We start from the raw sequence: 14,009 nt of genomic DNA, 5'->3' as shown, positions 1-14,009 counted from the left end.
TATTCTCGTGTCAGGCGTATTTTGATGCTATGGTTGCAGCTCATGTCATGTGACGCGATATCATAGCGGAGGGTCAAGCCATGAATATACAAGCGTGTATGGCCGGTGCGGCGCTGAGCGCCGGGCTGTTGCTGGCCGGCCTTCCGGGTCCGGCGCAGGCAGCCGGGGATGCGCCCTCCCGCTCGCAGTTGGACCGCCTGGGCTGCGCCTACAACGATGTGTCCTGCAGCGCTGGGGCCATGGTGTTCCGGAACCATCGGCATGCTGGCCGCAATCGCGCCATCACGGTCGCGCGGTATGTGCAGGCCTGCGAGCGCGGCACGGCCGAGGCCTGCAATGAGCTTGGCTTCATGTACGAGATCGGACGGTATGTCAGCCAGAATCGATCCCAGGCCGCCGCTCTGTACCGTCTGGCGTGCGAAGGCGGCAGCGCCACAGGCTGCAGCAATTACGGCGTGATGTACGCCAATGGGGACGGGGTCGCCCAGGACGATGTGCGCGCCCTGGCCTGGTTCAGCCTGGCGGCCATGGCCGGCGATGAGACGGGCGTGCAATACGGCGACCTGATCGCCGGCCGGATGACCGAAACCCAGGTCGCCAGCGCCCGCGCCCTGGCCCAGCGCTGCGAAGCGAGCCGCTACGCCGATTGCGGCTGAGGCTGGGAAGGCGGGCGGACGCCGGAGCGCCGCTCGCGCGCCCTCACCCGATCTGGAAGCGCCGCTGCAGGGCGAGCGCGGCCAGGAAGACATGTATAGCGCAGTCGCATGCAGCGACTCTGGCGACGATCTGGAGTGATTGGCACAGTTGACGGACCTGTGCTCATATCTCCGCAAGATCGCTGGCTGAAACCTCCACTTCCTCAACCATCCTGACGCGGACACCCAGGCGGATTTCCTTGAGCAATTCGCAGAAGTCCTCACCATCAACGAGGTCAATCGCCGGGGCCCCGTCGCGCGTCGCCTCGCGGCTGGCCTCGGTGGTAAACCGCGCCGTCGTCATGATCAGGCCTTTGTCGGCCCGTCCGATCATTGCGCCCCGAAAATCGCGAACCACGCTGGCACCGACCGAGCCCTTCCAGCGCTTGGCCTGAAAGATCACCTGGAAGGACAGGAGATTGACGCGCAGCACGCCCTGACCGTCGATGCCCCCATCGCCGCCGCGCCCTGTCACTTCGACCTTGGTGAAGCCCTTTTCACGCAAGACGCGCTGACACAGGCGCTCAAAGGCCTCCGGGGCCATCTGCCCCAGATGGTCCAGCAGCTCCTCCTTCCAGTCGCGTGCGTCCGAAATTGCCTCATCAAGGCCAGGCGCCTCTTTGGCCTTGCGCCGGTTGTAATCTGTCACCACGCGCCTCGGGACCTGTGCGATATCCTCAAGGCTTGCCTGACGGCCTTCCGGCGTGATGGTCCAGACCCCGCGCTGGGAGTTGTCGACGTACCCACCCTGCTTGAGATAGCTACGCGCCCAGCTCACGCGATCACGAAACACGTAATCGCCTGACTTTGGATAGGTGATCTCCAACTCGGCCTCGCTGAGTTGCAGTCTGGAGGCCACCCACTCATTGAGCTCGTCAATCGAGGCCGATCCGCCGAGCGCCTGCAGCGCCTCGATGACCAGAGGCATCAGCTCGGAAAACTTTGGCAGATCATTCGGTGTGCCCGTCATGGTGCAGTATGTCCCTCACCGGCCCTGATCGTCGTGATCACGTACGTTATACGTGAGCGCGGGCAGTGCGCCCAACGCCTCCCCGCAACCTTCACCCCTCAGGAGAGCCGGACTCGCGCTCACGTGCAAGACACAACGCTAAACGCCCGCCCGGCTCCAGGCCGGACGGGCGCAATGTCGGCTCCAAGTCTCGCGGTCGGCGGGGCCTACCCCCCCTCCCCTACTCCGCCGGAATGTGCCGGACGGAGAGGCCGAGATCGGCGATGACGCTCATGTCTTCGGCGACATTCATCAGCCGGTCCATGCCCACGGGGGCGGCAGGGGCCATGGCGATCTCCACCGCGCCGCCCTGGTTGATGAAGGCGCTGAGCGCGGCGCCCATCTCGATGGCGAGGCCCTCGGGCAGCATGCCGCCGCCCATGGCGATGCCGAGGCCCATCATGGTGGCGGCCTGCATGCGCGCTTCCTCCGGCGTGACGCCCTGCATCTGGGCGTTCAGCGTCATGGCGCGTTCGAGCAGGTTCAGGTCATCGATGCGCAGGGTCATGGAGTGGATCTGCAGCGCGCCATAGGCTTCCATCAGGCGCATTTCGACGGCCTCGGGCAGCTCGCCGGCGGCCCCGTCCGGATCCGCCTCGATCTGAGCGAACATTTCGCTCATCACCGCGGCGGTTTGGTCGGCATAGGCCTGCAGGCCGGAGACGTCCTGGGCGAGGGAGATGCGCAGTCCGTCCTTCAGCTCGAACCAGTAATCCTCCAGCGCGACGGTGGCGCGGTCGGTGGCCGGGTTGTAGCGCGTGCGGCTGTAGAGCGAGAACTCCAGCATCTCATAGCCCATGGAGGCGAGCATCTGCGCGCCCTGGGCGGTTTCGGGCGTGTCGGAGGACAGCGCCACGGTGAGCTGCGGCATCTCGGCGATGATGTCGATCGTGTCGTCGCGCCGGGTTTCGTAGCGCATGTCCAGCGTGGGCATGGCGATACGGGCGCCGCCGGCGCGCACCTCCATGCCGCGCATGGCGAGGCTCTCGAACGCGCCGGTGGGGCGCATCCAGCGGGTCATGGCTTCGGAGAACTGGTCGCCCATGGCGATCGCGCCGTCCTCACCCTCGTCTTCAATGTTCAGCAGAACATCGATGAACAGGGCGTCGAGCCCGGTCATGGAGAACTCGTCCAGGCGCATCACGAGCTCGCCGGCGTCTTCGTCGTCGCCGGTGATGGACAGGCCCTCAATCACGGCGCGGCCCAGCCGCTCGCCGTCGAACGCTTCCAGCGCCGCACGCGCGAGCGCGCCGCCGACGGGGGCTTCATCGCCGCCGTCCGCCGTGAAGCTCAGGCCCGACATGGACAATTCGGCGAAGGTGTAGTCAGCCGCCGCGCGCGAGGGCAGCTCGTAATCATCCTCGTCCGCGCGGCCATTGATCAGATCGGAAATGAGCTGGGACAAGGCGGCGCCCGGGCGGTCGGCGCGCAGGCGGGCGATGCGGGCGACGCCCTCGCCACCCTCGCCATCCTCGCCGCCGGCGAGCAGGTCTTCAGCCTCCAGCCAGTCAAAACGGGCGACGCCATCCTCGACCCGCGGCGCGGCGATGGACAGACGTCCCACGCGTCCGGGCGCCTCGCCGTCAGCGCTGGTCAGGCCAGTATAGACCGCGACCCCGTCCTCCATCTCCGCCTCGGCTGAGGCGAACAGGTCCGAGCGCGCAAAGCCCAGCGCGTCCAGCCCCTCTTCCATCTGGGCTTCGGAGACGGCGGTGCGGGGCCCTTCACCGGGCTCGTCCGGGCCACAGGCGGCGAGCGCCAGGGCCAGAGCGGCGGCGGAGGCATAGGCTGACATGCGGGCGAGTTTGGTCACGGAAAGCGTCCCCTGTATTCGTGAGTGAGGCGCAAGTCTAGCGGGCGGCGCGCACGCGCGCACCCCCAAAATCGCGCCGCCTCAGTTGCCGTCCATGCGGCCGAGCAGGGCGGCGATGGGGTCAGAGGCGGGCTCTTCCTCGCGCGCAGGCGCCGGGGCCGGCGCGGGACCGGAGGGCTCGAGCAGCGCCGCGATGGGGTCATCGGGGCGGGCGGGCTGGACCAGCAAGGCGTCCAGCGGCGCCGGCCAGGCCGGGGCGGCGTTGATGAAGCGGGCGAAAATGCGCGCCGGCCCGGCGCCGCCCAGCGCGTCGTCAGTGGGGGTGAAATCGTCATTGCCCATCCACACCACGGCGGCCATGCCTTCAGACCAGCCCGCGAACCAGGCGTCGCGATGGCCATTGGTGGTGCCGGTCTTGCCGCGCACCGCCCGGCCTGGAACCCGCGCGCCGCGCCCGGTGCCGGTCTCCACGGCGGCTTCAAACACCCGGTCCATATCGATGACGACGCGTCCGGCCAGCACCAGCGGACCGGGCGCATCCTCGCGCCTCCAGAGCACCGTCCCGTCCGGCGCGGTGATGGACCCGATGGCGTAGGGCGCGGCGGCGCGCCCGCCATTCATGAAGGGCAGATAGGCGCCGATGAGCTCCAGCGGCGTGACTTCATAGGCGCCCAGCGCCGCCGAGGGCGTGTTGGCGATGGGGCTGGTGAGCCCCATGCGCGCCGCCGTGCGCAGCACCCAGCCGCGCCCGGTGGTTTCCGATACCTGCACCGCCACCGAGTTGGACGAGCGGGCGAAGGCCGTCTCCAGCGTCAGGGCGCCCTCATAGCGGTTGTTGAAATTCTCCGGCGCCCAGCCGCCATAGCTCACCGGCTGGTCCACGAACACATCGTCCGGGGTGAGCCCGCCTTCAAAGGCGGCGGCGTAGACAAAGGGCTTGAAGGCCGAGCCGGGCTGGCGGCGGGCGCTGACCGCCCGGTTGAAGGGCGAGCGGGCATAGTCCGCCCCGCCGGCCATGGCCGCCACGCCGCCGGTGTGATCCAGCGCCACCAGCGCACCCGCGCCTGCGCCCAAGGCCAGTTCGGGATCGGCCAGACCCTCGCTCAGCGCCGTTTCAGCGGCGCGCTGGGCGGCGATGTCCAGCGTGGTATGGACAATCAGATCGCCGGTATGCCCGGGCAGGCGCTCGCGCACCTGGGGCAGGACCCAGTCGGCGAACCAGCCCGCGCCGGGGCTGGCATTGCCGCGCGACACCCGGATGGGGGCTTCAGCGGCGGCGATACGTTCGGCTTCGGTGATCCGCCCCGTGGCCAGCATCAGGTCCAGCACCACGGTGGCGCGCACCGAGGCGCGCAGGGCGTCCGATGTCGGCGCATAGCGCGACGGCGCTTTCAGGAGGCCGGCCAGCAGGGCCGCTTCGCCGAGGCTCAGCTCGTCCGCGCTCTTGGAGAAATAGCGCCGCGCGGCGGCTTCGGCCCCCCAGGCGCCGGCGCCGAAATAGACCCGGTTGAGATAGAGGGCGAGAATTTCATCCTTGGTGAAGCGCTGCTCCAGCCACAAAGCCAGCATCATCTCCTGCGCCTTGCGGCGCAGGGTGCGGTCAGGCGTGAGGAACAGGTTCTTGGCCAGCTGCTGGGTGATGGTGGAGCCGCCCTGCACCACCCGGCCGGCGCGGATATTGGCCAGTGCGGCGCGCGCCGTGCCGATGAGATCGACGCCGAAATGGCTGTAGAAGCGCCGGTCTTCCACCGCGAGGACGGCCAGGGTCAGGGTTTCGGGCAGGGCTTCGGCGCGGATGGCGCCATGGCTGACCTCGCCGCGCCGCGCAATCGTGCGCCCGCTGCGGTCCAGCAGCACAATCTCGCCGGTGCGCGGCGCAGGCTCGAGCGCCGAGAGATCAGGCAGGCTGCGCGCCAGCCCGGCCAGCCAGGCCCCGCCCGCCAGCATGACCAGCACCATGGCCGCGGCGAACAGCCGGAACGCCGCCCCCCATGCCCCGCCCTTTCGCGGCGGGCGCGCGCGCGAATACGGGCGCGGGCTCTGATGCTGGGACATGGATGGACGCTCGCCCTGATGGTCTGAGTGCAGACCCTCCACAAAGCGCTTACGTGGTTAAGGGCGCGTGAATTGGGGGGCGTCAGGGGGCGGGGGACCCTAGAATTTGTGGTCTATGCCCGCGCCTTTCAAAATCGCGTTGGCGGTGTGGCGGCTGCGCGTGGATCGAGGCACCAAGTGCACGGAACCATCGGGGGCGACCCACTTTTCGTGACTGCCTTTGCCGCCTTTGACCTTCGTGAAGCCCGCCTCTTTGAGACGGCGGATGATGTCCTTGTAATCGCCCTCGGGCATAGGGGCCGCTTAAAGGCCAGCGGGCACAACGTCCGGCCGCTGCCAGACAATGCCAGGCACAAGCTTTCCCGACATCAAATCATCAATCGGACGTCGGCCCAGCTCAGGCTTGATATGATTTTCAAACACCAGAGCCCGTGCGTGCTCGAACACCACAGCCTCGAAGGCCTCAACTGTCTCGGCTTCGATGTGCAGGCCCTTGATGTCGCTCTGGGAGATGTAGACCTTCGCCTCATCATCCCAGACCGCCCGGACATGAAAGGTGCGATTATCGTTCATGGGCATCGGAAGCCTCCGCGCATCTGGCCAAGCCGGTCCGCCAGCCGCGCCATCATAGCAGCTCGACGGCGCAAGCCAAACGCCGTCAAGCGGAGCATTGATGAACACCCCGCCCCGAATCCCGCCTTGCCCGTACGCGCGCGGCGGGTGATCATGGGGATGAAGCAGTTTGAGGGGACTGATCTGATGGGTGGATACCGGATGGCGCGGCGCGCGGGCCTGATCGCGGCGGCGGCGGGGCTCGGCGTCATGGCGCTGGGCGCCTGTGCGCTGATGCCCGAGGGCGAAAGCGTGTGTCCCGATCGCGGGCCCAATACCGGCAGCTGGCCCTATTGCGGCTCGGCGCAGCCGGGCGGGCCGGGACCGGCGGATGAACCGATCAATCCGCGCGGCGGGCGCTGAGCGGATAAACCGGAGCTGAACACCGCCTTCAGCCTTCATTCGCCCGGCGCCGGGCGTGATAGGCGCGTGGGGCCAGGAGGGCCCGATAGTTTGGGGAGGGCGTGATGCTGGCGGCGTATCCTGCAGAGCTTGTGATGGTGGCCCTGGCCCTGACGGCCAGCCTGGCGATCGGCGTTCCGGTGCGCATTGTGGGCTGGCGGGCGACGCTGGCCGGCTTCACCCTGATGCGGCGCGGCATACGCGCCCACCGGTGGAAAATCCTTCTGGTGCTGGTGCTGGGCGCCATGGCGGGGTTGTGGAGCTTTGAGAATATCCGCGATCTGGCCTTCTCGCTGTTCTAGAGGCGTCTGCGAAGGTCCGGTTCTTCGTCACGAAATCATCACGCGCGGACGCGCGCCGGTTTGGCTAATCTGCCCGTCAGATTCGCGAGACCGGAGGGATTTTCCGTGATGATCCGCATGCTGATGCTGGCCGCCTCAACCCTGCTGGCCGCCTGCGCCGAGCCGGCGCCCGTCCCCGGTTCAACCGCCCCGGCAGCCCAGCGCGGGCCCGCTGCACAGTGGGCGACCTTGACCGGGGAGGCGCCGCTGGTGATCGCCCATCGCGGGGCGTCGGGCTACCGGCCCGAGCACAGCGAGAGCGCCTACCGTCTGGCGTTCGAGCAGGGCGCGGACATTCTGGAACCCGATCTGATGATGTCGTCGGACGGTCAGCTGATCGTGCGCCATGACCCGTACCTGTCCACCTCCACCGATATCGCGGAGCGTCCCGAGTTTGCTGACCGGCGCCGGTCCCTGATGGGCCGCGAGGACTGGTGGGTGATGGATTTCACCGCCGATGAGCTGCGCTCCCTGCGTGTGCGTCAGGTCTTCGAGGACCGCTCCACCGAATACAATGATCGCGACCCGGTCCTGACACTGGATGATTTCTTTGATCTGGTGGAAGAGCTGGAAGCCGAGTGCGGCTGCACCATCCCAACAGAGCCGGAAGTGAAACTGCCCGCCGAACATACAGCCATGGGGCTCGATCCCCTGCCCGTGCTGCTCGAGGTTCTGGAGCGGCGCGGGCTGAACCGCGCGGACGCCCCGATCATCATCCAGTGTTTTGATCCGGGTTTCCTGCAGCGCCTGCGCCCGCTGACGCCGGTGACGCTGGCCATGCTTTATGGCGGGCCGGACGATCCGGCGTCCAATGCGGGGGGCCTGCCGCTGGAGGAGATCGCGCAGTTCGCCGACGCGGTGGGGCCGTACAAGGCGGTGCTGCTGAACCCGGACGGATCCAGCACCGGCTATCTGGAACGCGCCCACGAGCTGGGTCTGGCCGTCCATACCTGGACCGTGCGCGATGACCGGGCGCCGCATACGGGCGCGAGCGTTACGGACGAGCTGAGAGCGCTCTACGCGCTGGGCGTGGATGGCGTGTTCACCGACCAGCCCGGTACCGCCGTGGCGGTGCGCGCCGCGATGGCAGCGGGCGATTGATCGCTCACCGCGCGATCAGCGGCACAGATCATTGACCTGACGCAGGGCGGCGGTGACGCCCGACAGCGAGAACTCGTACACGGTGGCCGTGCCGCGATCGCTGGTGGCTTCCACGCGCATGGCCGAGCCCTGGCGCATGGCGTTCACCAGCCGGGTGGAGTCGCGCTCCAGTTCAACAAAGCCTTCATTGCGCGAGACATACATCGCAAACCGGTCCGATCCGACGCGGGCGCGCGGCGGGCTGTCGGGACGCAGCGGATAGCCGGCCATGAAGCTGGGCTGTTCGCGCGCGGCGCCGGACGCCCAGCTGGCGACGAAGAAGAACACATCCCCGTGAGTGACATTGGACGGCAGGGACTCGCTGGGGCGGCTGACCGCGTAGCAATACCGGTCCGCGCCCTCGCCCCGGGTGAAGACGCGCCAGGCGTTGTGGGCGGCGCGAAACACCGGCTCGGCGCCCGCAGACGCCTGTGCTGGCGCGGGCGCCGCCGCGAACGCGGCGAGGCTGACAAGGCTGGCGCAAAGGGCGGCGGGCAAACGCATCGGGGCTCTCTTTGTCGATCAGGCTGCGGCGCCAGTGACGCTGGCGCGTGGTCATGTCCGGCTTTAGACCGGGGCTTGAGGGCGGATTCAAGGCCATGCGGGTTGATAAATCCTCTCCGACCCTGTGTGATGGCCTTACACTGAACAGTCAGGTGCTGCTGCTTGCCCGACGCGCCCGCCACTACGGAGCCGGCTCTCGACCGGGATGCGCTCGACCGTCTGGTCGAAGCGGTCGCAGCGCGTGACCGCAGTGCGTTTGCGTCTCTGTTCAATTTCTACGCGCCCCGGGTCAAAGCCTATCTCATCCGCCTGAACGCCAATGATTCCCTGGCCGAGGAGCTGACCCAGGAGGTGATGCTCACCGTCTGGCGCAAGGCCGGCCAGTTTGACCGCAGCCAGGCCTCGGCCTCCACCTGGATTTTCCGCATTGCGCGCAACCGGCGCATCGACGCGGCCCGGCGCGCGGCCAAGCCCGCGCTGGACGAGGCCGATCCGTCCCTGCACCCAACCGTCTTCGAGGCGCCCGACGAGGCCGCCCATGCCGGCGCGCGCGACGCGCGGGTGCGCGCGGCGCTGGCTGATCTGCCCGAGGAGCAGGTGGCGCTGTTGCGGCTCGCCTTCTTTGACGGCCTGTCCCACCGCGATATCGCCCAGCGCCTGGGCGCGCCGCTGGGCACCGTGAAATCACGCCTGCGCCTGGCGTTCGACAAGCTGCGCCGCGTGCTCGACGCAGATGCGTTGTGACGGCCATGGCGAAATTTGCGCCAACTGGCGCCCACCCCTTGAAGCTGCGGGCCTGCGGTCAATATGCACAGCCTGACCCGCGCCATGCGGGCATGGCTTTTGAGTGAACATGCCCATGACCAATCATCCTCTCGGCGACGAGCTTTATGCGGCGTATGCGTCCGGGGTCCTGTCCGGGCCCATGAGCCTGCTGCTGGATGCGCAGGCCTGCGTGAATGATGACGTGGGGCGCCAGCGCGCGGCGGCCGAAGCGGCCGCCGGGGTGATGCTGGAGACCGTGGCGCCGGCCCCAGTGCGCAAGGCCGCCCTGACCGAAGTGCTGGCGGCCATCGATGCGGAAGAAGCCGGCCTGGGCGAAGCCGCGCTGAAACCCGGCTTCAGCGATCTGGCGGCGCGGCGCGCGGCCGAAGCGGCCGGCAAGGGCCTCAACGAAATTCTGGGTCTGCCCGCCCCGGTGCGTGATCTGGCGCTGGAGCGCGGCGCGGCCTGGCAATTCGCCGGGCCGGGTGTGCGCACCCTGACGCTGATGGAAGAGGGCCGCGCCAAGGCTGAGCTGATCCGTCTGGAGCCGGGCCGCGGCGTGCCGCGCCACGGCCATGACGGGCGCGAGTTCACCCTGGTGCTGACCGGCGCCTTCCATGACGGAATTGACCGCTATGGCGCGGGCGAGCTGTGCGCCGCCGACCCCGACACCGAGCACAAGCCGGTGGCCGAACCCGGCGCGGTGTGCATTGCGCTGGCGGTCAGCGACGGCCCGCTGGCCTTCACCGGTCCGCTGGGCTGGGTGCAGCGCGCGTTTGGCGCCTAGCCAGCCCGCCTATTCCTGAGAATCCGACGCGCCGGCGCGCACCCGCGCCGCGCCGACAAGGCGTCCGCCCGGACCGGCCTGCACCAGCACGGCGCTGGCCTGACCGCTGTCCGGCGCCGGCGTGCTGAGCGTGGCGTTCCCGCCTTGCCACTGGCCGGCATGGGCGATCGCGCGCACCATGTTGTAATGGGTCATCTCCAGCCCGGCATTGCCGCCGCTGCCGATGAGGCGCGTTTGCGCGCCGGGCGTGTAGTGCATCACCCAGACATCGGCGGGCGCTTCCAGCGCGGGTCCGTCCAGACGGATGGTGATGACCTCGCCCTCAAGCACGGCCTCGGGCGCGGTCAGAACAGAGGCCGCCGCCAGCGCCGCTTCGGCGCGCTCGGGCGAGAAGCGCATGCGCTCCGGCCCGCCATTGATCACCAGATGAGGCGTGTAGACCCGGCGCGCCTCGCCCGCATCCACATAGGCTTTCTGGCGCTCGACGAATTCAGGCTGCGCAAATTCGTCGGGCCAGTCATACATGACGTCCCAGTAATCCACGCCATAGGCCAGCGCGAGTACATCGCCGCGCGCCTCGCCCACCTGCGCCAGCCAGTCATTGGCGGCGGGGCAGAAGCGGCAGGCCTGGCTGGTGAACAGCTCGGCCACCAGCAGTCCGCCGTCCTCAGACGCGCCGGTCGCATCCGGGCCGCCGGCCTGGCGCGCGCCTGTCTGGACCAGCGCCAAAGCGACCATGAAAGGGGTGAGCAGGTGGATCATGACCTCTGTGCTAGCTCAAAGCGCGCGCACATTGAAGTCACACCGCCGTGACGGGCTGCGTCAGGACGCGGGCGTCTCAGTACGGATACCGCACCGGCGCCAGCGCCGCCTCGCACCACGCAGGCGGCTCGGGCCTTGGGTCCAGCCTGGCGCGCCACGCCGCGAGCACAGCCGGGTGCCCGATGCCTTCAGCTTCGTGCCAGTCGATCCTGCGATGCTCTTCAGCAAGTTCATCACCATACGCATTGAAACAGGTGCAGCGCCCATTCCGGCCAGAGAGGGGATGCCAGGCGGGGCCAGCCGGGCCGAGCGCATAGTCCTCGCGCGCCCGGCGCTGATCAAATGTCAGACCGAGCCATAGCTCATATACGTCTCTGTGCTCCACGGTTATCAGAATCGACGCGGCGGGGTCCGCCCACTCCCTGTCTGCTTGTTCCCACCATCTGTCATCTCCGCTCCGCCATGTTTCAAGGAGGGTTTGCTGGCCGTAGCGGAACACCGAGCCCGGCCCTTCATGCACCGCCAGGATCATGCGGCCCTCCGGCGTCATGGGGCGAAGCAAGGCGTAGTGGACCAGCGAGGAATAGAGGCAGGCGGCGATGAGCAGCCCCTCCGCGAGCCGCCTGATCACGCCCGTCCGGCCGGTCTTGGGCCGCAGCACATCTATGAGCCATAGCGAAGCGAGCGCCACGAAGATCAGGATGAACAGCAGCGCCGCCCCCGGCAGGCCCGGCGCGCCCTGCAGCGACACCGCCACCAGCTGCGCGCAGCTCAGCGCAATCACGCCGAAATAGAAGAATACGGCCCAGATGAAGGCGGCCGCCACGATCACGACGCTCAGCATGGGGCTGAACGGCGGCGCGGCCGCGTCGCGCAACCGCAGGGCTGACCGGAATCGGAATCCCCTCATGACGCGAATTCTACCCCGGCGCGAAGCCGGGTGAAAGCGTTATGCGGGGGGTGTAGCGCCCTTGGCCTCCGGCTCCTTGGCGTATTTCAGCGTGATGGGCACGTTGAGCAGCACGAACACGAAGAAGATCGGATAAGTGCCCCAGAAACGGAAATTCACCCAGAAGCTCTCGGTGATCTCGAAGCCTTCAAACCAGCGCGCCGCCTCCATGAAGGCCGGGTCGGCCGCCGAGCCGGTGATGTGGCGCCACAGCACCTCGTTCAGCAAAGCCAGGCAGGCGAAGAACAGCGCCCAGCGGATCGCCAGGATCGTCCAGATGCGCTCGGGCATGGAATAGATCGAGCCGAACAGCGCCTGCCAGACATTGAAGCCGAAGGCGATGGAGAACAGGATCGACAGCGAGAATATGAGATTGATGATGGTCGGCTTGATAAAGACGAAGACCGGATCCTGCAGATACAGCGTCATCGCGCCGAAACCCGTGACGATCACGAAGGTGACCACCAGCATGGGCGGGAAACGCTTCTGGGTGATCAGGGCGTAGACCAGCGCAATGGCCGTGGCGGCCATGAACAGGCCGGTGGCCCAGTAGATCGCCCCGTCCTCCACAATACGCCCGGCGACGTTATAGCTGATCATGAACACCGCCGCCGGGCCGATATCCACCAGCAGTTTCGAGCCCTGACCCAGGGTTTTGCTGTTGGACTGAGCCGCTGGCTCCCCGGACGGGTCCGGGCTGGCCGGGGTGTTGGTCATGATTGATCGCTCCGCTGACTGGCCGCCCCGTCTTGCCTCAATACGCACGCCAAGGCCAGCCGGATTGCCGGGGGGCACATCCCGCGCTGGTCCTGCCCGGCGAAGCGGGGCAGGGTGGCCGCCCCATCCCCCTAGAGCCGAGCGGCCATGATCCCTGCAGCGCCCCAGCCAGATTTGTCGCCGGAACAGCAAGCCGCGTTTTCGCTGGCGGTGCGCGGCGGGGCGCATCTGTTCCTCACGGGCCGGGCGGGCACGGGCAAGACCACGGTGACGCGGGCAATCCTGCGCGCCATGGGCACGCGGGCGGCCGTGCTGGCGCCCACCGGCGTGGCGGCGATGTCGGCGGGCGGGCAGACGCTGCATTCCTTCTTTCAGCTGCCGCCGCGCCTGATCCTGCCCCATGATGTGCGCCGGGGGCGCAATGGCGCGGCCATGCGGGCCCTGACCACGCTGGTGATCGACGAGATTTCCATGGTGCGCGCCGACGTGATGCAGGCCGTCGATACCAACCTGCGGATGAATCGCGGGACGAACGCGCCCTTTGGCGGGGTGCGCATGGTGCTGGTGGGCGATCTCGCCCAGTTGCCCCCCGTCATTCAGGGCGAAGAGGCGGCGCATCTCGAAGACATGTATGGCGGGCCGTTCTTCTTTCACGCCCCCGCCTTCCGGGAAGCCGGCTTCTCGATCCTGGAGCTCAATCAGGTCCATCGCCAGGCCGACAGCGATTTCATCGATATCCTGAACGCCGTGCGCGAGGGCGCGCTGGACAATGATCAGGCCGCCCAGCTCAATGAGCGCGTCAGCGCGCGCTCGGGGCTGCAGGCGAGCGAGACCCATGTGGTGCTCACCGCCACCAATCAGGCGGCCTCGGCCATCAATCAGGCGCGCCTCGACGCGCTGGTGGGCGAGCCGCGCGGGTTCGCCGGCAAGGTGGAGGGCGAGTTCGATCCGCGCCTGTTTCCCACCGAAGACCCGCTGATCCTGAAAGCCAGCGCGCGCGTCATGCTGATCCGCAATGATCCGGGCGGGCGCTATGTCAACGGCTCCATCGGCGAGGTTATTGGGTTTGGCGACGGCGCGGTGATGGTGCGCGTCAATGGCGAGAGCGTGCGGGTGGAGCCGGTGAGCTGGGAGCGCACGCGCTACGCCGTGGCGCCGGGGGCCGAAGGCGGGCTGAAACGCGAGCGCGTGGGCTCCTATGCGCAATATCCGCTGCGGCTGGCCTGGGCGATGACCATTCACAAGGCGCAAGGGCTGACCCTGGAGCGGGTGTATCTGGATGTCTCGCGCCGGCTTTTCGCCCACGGCCAGGCCTATGTGGCGCTGTCGCGGGCGCGCTCGCTGGCGGGGCTGGAATTGTCAGCGCCGCTGCGCCCCAGCGACATCATCACCGATCCGCGCCTGTTCGATGTGCGCAGCTTCTGCGATCCGGTGTCGTTTCAGCTGAAGGGCTGAGCC

The 14,009-nt window shown here is 68.0% G+C and carries 16 protein-coding genes; 7 read left to right on the top strand and 9 right to left on the bottom strand.

The window, feature by feature from the left end; translation table 11 throughout:
• Window positions 1-80 precede the first annotated feature (80 nt).
• The gene (locus tag L2D01_01770; GenBank protein WBQ10514.1) at window positions 81-656 is read left to right on the top strand and encodes a sel1 repeat family protein; all 576 of its coding nucleotides are present in this window, start codon (window positions 81-83) and stop codon (window positions 654-656) included.
• Window positions 657-819: 163 nt separating this feature from the next.
• Here L2D01_01770 and L2D01_01765 read toward each other — a convergent pair whose 3' ends face one another.
• From L2D01_01765 to L2D01_01745, 5 genes are all read right to left on the bottom strand, one after another.
• Window positions 820-1,665 (bottom strand): restriction endonuclease, encoded by an 846-nt coding sequence (locus L2D01_01765; GenBank protein WBQ10513.1) that lies wholly within the window; start codon window positions 1,663-1,665, stop codon window positions 820-822.
• 220 nt (window positions 1,666-1,885) lie between these two features.
• Window positions 1,886-3,517: a hypothetical protein gene (locus L2D01_01760; GenBank protein WBQ10512.1), complete on the bottom strand. Its 1,632-nt coding sequence runs from the start codon at window positions 3,515-3,517 to the stop codon at window positions 1,886-1,888.
• Window positions 3,518-3,598: 81 nt separating this feature from the next.
• Window positions 3,599-5,572, bottom strand: coding sequence for a PBP1A family penicillin-binding protein (locus L2D01_01755; protein ID WBQ10511.1), 1,974 nt, complete (start codon window positions 5,570-5,572; stop codon window positions 3,599-3,601).
• A 99-nt stretch (window positions 5,573-5,671) separates the two neighbouring features.
• Entirely contained in the window at window positions 5,672-5,866 is a 195-nt protein-coding gene (locus tag L2D01_01750; protein WBQ10510.1) for a type II toxin-antitoxin system HicA family toxin, read from the bottom strand.
• A 9-nt stretch (window positions 5,867-5,875) separates the two neighbouring features.
• Complete coding sequence (locus L2D01_01745; GenBank protein WBQ10509.1) at window positions 5,876-6,145, bottom strand: DUF1902 domain-containing protein; 270 nt, start codon at window positions 6,143-6,145, stop codon at window positions 5,876-5,878.
• A 159-nt stretch (window positions 6,146-6,304) separates the two neighbouring features.
• Between L2D01_01745 and L2D01_01740 the strand changes: the two genes are divergently transcribed.
• The 3 genes from L2D01_01740 to L2D01_01730 all read left to right on the top strand — a co-directional run bounded on the left by L2D01_01740 (window position 6,305) and on the right by L2D01_01730 (window position 8,028).
• Window positions 6,305-6,547: a hypothetical protein gene (locus L2D01_01740; protein WBQ10508.1), complete on the top strand. Its 243-nt coding sequence runs from the start codon at window positions 6,305-6,307 to the stop codon at window positions 6,545-6,547.
• 104 nt (window positions 6,548-6,651) lie between these two features.
• The gene (locus tag L2D01_01735) at window positions 6,652-6,888 is read left to right on the top strand and encodes a hypothetical protein (GenBank protein ID WBQ10507.1); all 237 of its coding nucleotides are present in this window, start codon (window positions 6,652-6,654) and stop codon (window positions 6,886-6,888) included.
• A gap of 108 nt (window positions 6,889-6,996) precedes the next feature.
• On the top strand, window positions 6,997-8,028 hold the full coding sequence (locus L2D01_01730) for a hypothetical protein (protein WBQ10506.1): 1,032 nt from the start codon (window positions 6,997-6,999) through the stop codon (window positions 8,026-8,028).
• A gap of 15 nt (window positions 8,029-8,043) precedes the next feature.
• Here L2D01_01730 and L2D01_01725 read toward each other — a convergent pair whose 3' ends face one another.
• Window positions 8,044-8,571: a hypothetical protein gene (locus tag L2D01_01725; protein WBQ10505.1), complete on the bottom strand. Its 528-nt coding sequence runs from the start codon at window positions 8,569-8,571 to the stop codon at window positions 8,044-8,046.
• Window positions 8,572-8,733: 162 nt separating this feature from the next.
• Here L2D01_01725 and L2D01_01720 point away from each other — a divergent pair, with 162 nt between their 5' ends.
• A complete protein-coding gene (locus tag L2D01_01720; GenBank protein WBQ10504.1) occupies window positions 8,734-9,315 on the top strand; it encodes a sigma-70 family RNA polymerase sigma factor in 582 nt (193 codons plus the stop codon).
• Window positions 9,316-9,430: 115 nt separating this feature from the next.
• Entirely contained in the window at window positions 9,431-10,123 is a 693-nt protein-coding gene (locus tag L2D01_01715; GenBank protein WBQ10503.1) for a ChrR family anti-sigma-E factor, read from the top strand.
• Between the two features lie 9 nt (window positions 10,124-10,132).
• On the opposite strand, the gene L2D01_01710 is transcribed toward L2D01_01715, so the two are convergent.
• The 3 genes from L2D01_01710 to L2D01_01700 all read right to left on the bottom strand — a co-directional run bounded on the left by L2D01_01710 (window position 10,133) and on the right by L2D01_01700 (window position 12,551).
• Window positions 10,133-10,885, bottom strand: coding sequence for a DUF1223 domain-containing protein (locus L2D01_01710; GenBank protein WBQ10502.1), 753 nt, complete (start codon window positions 10,883-10,885; stop codon window positions 10,133-10,135).
• 76 nt (window positions 10,886-10,961) lie between these two features.
• Window positions 10,962-11,795, bottom strand: coding sequence for a hypothetical protein (locus tag L2D01_01705; GenBank protein ID WBQ10501.1), 834 nt, complete (start codon window positions 11,793-11,795; stop codon window positions 10,962-10,964).
• A 39-nt stretch (window positions 11,796-11,834) separates the two neighbouring features.
• A complete protein-coding gene (locus tag L2D01_01700; GenBank protein ID WBQ10500.1) occupies window positions 11,835-12,551 on the bottom strand; it encodes a septation protein IspZ in 717 nt (238 codons plus the stop codon).
• A 147-nt stretch (window positions 12,552-12,698) separates the two neighbouring features.
• Here L2D01_01700 and L2D01_01695 point away from each other — a divergent pair, with 147 nt between their 5' ends.
• Window positions 12,699-14,006, top strand: a complete 1,308-nt coding sequence (locus L2D01_01695; GenBank protein WBQ10499.1) for a DEAD/DEAH box helicase — start codon at window positions 12,699-12,701, stop codon at window positions 14,004-14,006.
• Window positions 14,007-14,009: the final 3 nt, after the last annotated feature.

The sequence above is a fragment of the Hyphomonadaceae bacterium ML37 genome (assembly GCA_027627685.1).
In the GTDB taxonomy this organism is placed as follows: Bacteria; Pseudomonadota; Alphaproteobacteria; order Caulobacterales; family Maricaulaceae; genus Oceanicaulis.
The sequence above is the reverse complement of the archived record's forward strand: the minus strand, read 5'-3'. Positions and strand labels throughout refer to the sequence as shown.

What these genes read in the sequence shown, in the direction of transcription:
- L2D01_01770 (WBQ10514.1), top strand. Translation starts at nt 81, where the DNA reads ATGAATATACAAGCGTGTATGGCCGGTGCGGCGCTGAGCGCCGGGCTG.
- L2D01_01765 (WBQ10513.1), bottom strand. Translation starts at nt 1,665, where the DNA reads ATGACGGGCACACCGAATGATCTGCCAAAGTTTTCCGAGCTGATGCCT.
- L2D01_01755 (WBQ10511.1), bottom strand. Translation starts at nt 5,572, where the DNA reads ATGTCCCAGCATCAGAGCCCGCGCCCGTATTCGCGCGCGCGCCCGCCG.
- L2D01_01750 (WBQ10510.1), bottom strand. Translation starts at nt 5,866, where the DNA reads ATGCCCGAGGGCGATTACAAGGACATCATCCGCCGTCTCAAAGAGGCG.
- L2D01_01745 (WBQ10509.1), bottom strand. Translation starts at nt 6,145, where the DNA reads ATGAACGATAATCGCACCTTTCATGTCCGGGCGGTCTGGGATGATGAG.
- L2D01_01740 (WBQ10508.1), top strand. Translation starts at nt 6,305, where the DNA reads ATGAAGCAGTTTGAGGGGACTGATCTGATGGGTGGATACCGGATGGCG.
- L2D01_01735 (WBQ10507.1), top strand. Translation starts at nt 6,652, where the DNA reads ATGCTGGCGGCGTATCCTGCAGAGCTTGTGATGGTGGCCCTGGCCCTG.
- L2D01_01730 (WBQ10506.1), top strand. Translation starts at nt 6,997, where the DNA reads ATGATCCGCATGCTGATGCTGGCCGCCTCAACCCTGCTGGCCGCCTGC.
- L2D01_01725 (WBQ10505.1), bottom strand. Translation starts at nt 8,571, where the DNA reads ATGCGTTTGCCCGCCGCCCTTTGCGCCAGCCTTGTCAGCCTCGCCGCG.
- L2D01_01715 (WBQ10503.1), top strand. Translation starts at nt 9,431, where the DNA reads ATGACCAATCATCCTCTCGGCGACGAGCTTTATGCGGCGTATGCGTCC.
- L2D01_01710 (WBQ10502.1), bottom strand. Translation starts at nt 10,885, where the DNA reads ATGATCCACCTGCTCACCCCTTTCATGGTCGCTTTGGCGCTGGTCCAG.
- L2D01_01705 (WBQ10501.1), bottom strand. Translation starts at nt 11,795, where the DNA reads ATGAGGGGATTCCGATTCCGGTCAGCCCTGCGGTTGCGCGACGCGGCC.
- L2D01_01700 (WBQ10500.1), bottom strand. Translation starts at nt 12,551, where the DNA reads ATGACCAACACCCCGGCCAGCCCGGACCCGTCCGGGGAGCCAGCGGCT.
- L2D01_01695 (WBQ10499.1), top strand. Translation starts at nt 12,699, where the DNA reads ATGATCCCTGCAGCGCCCCAGCCAGATTTGTCGCCGGAACAGCAAGCC.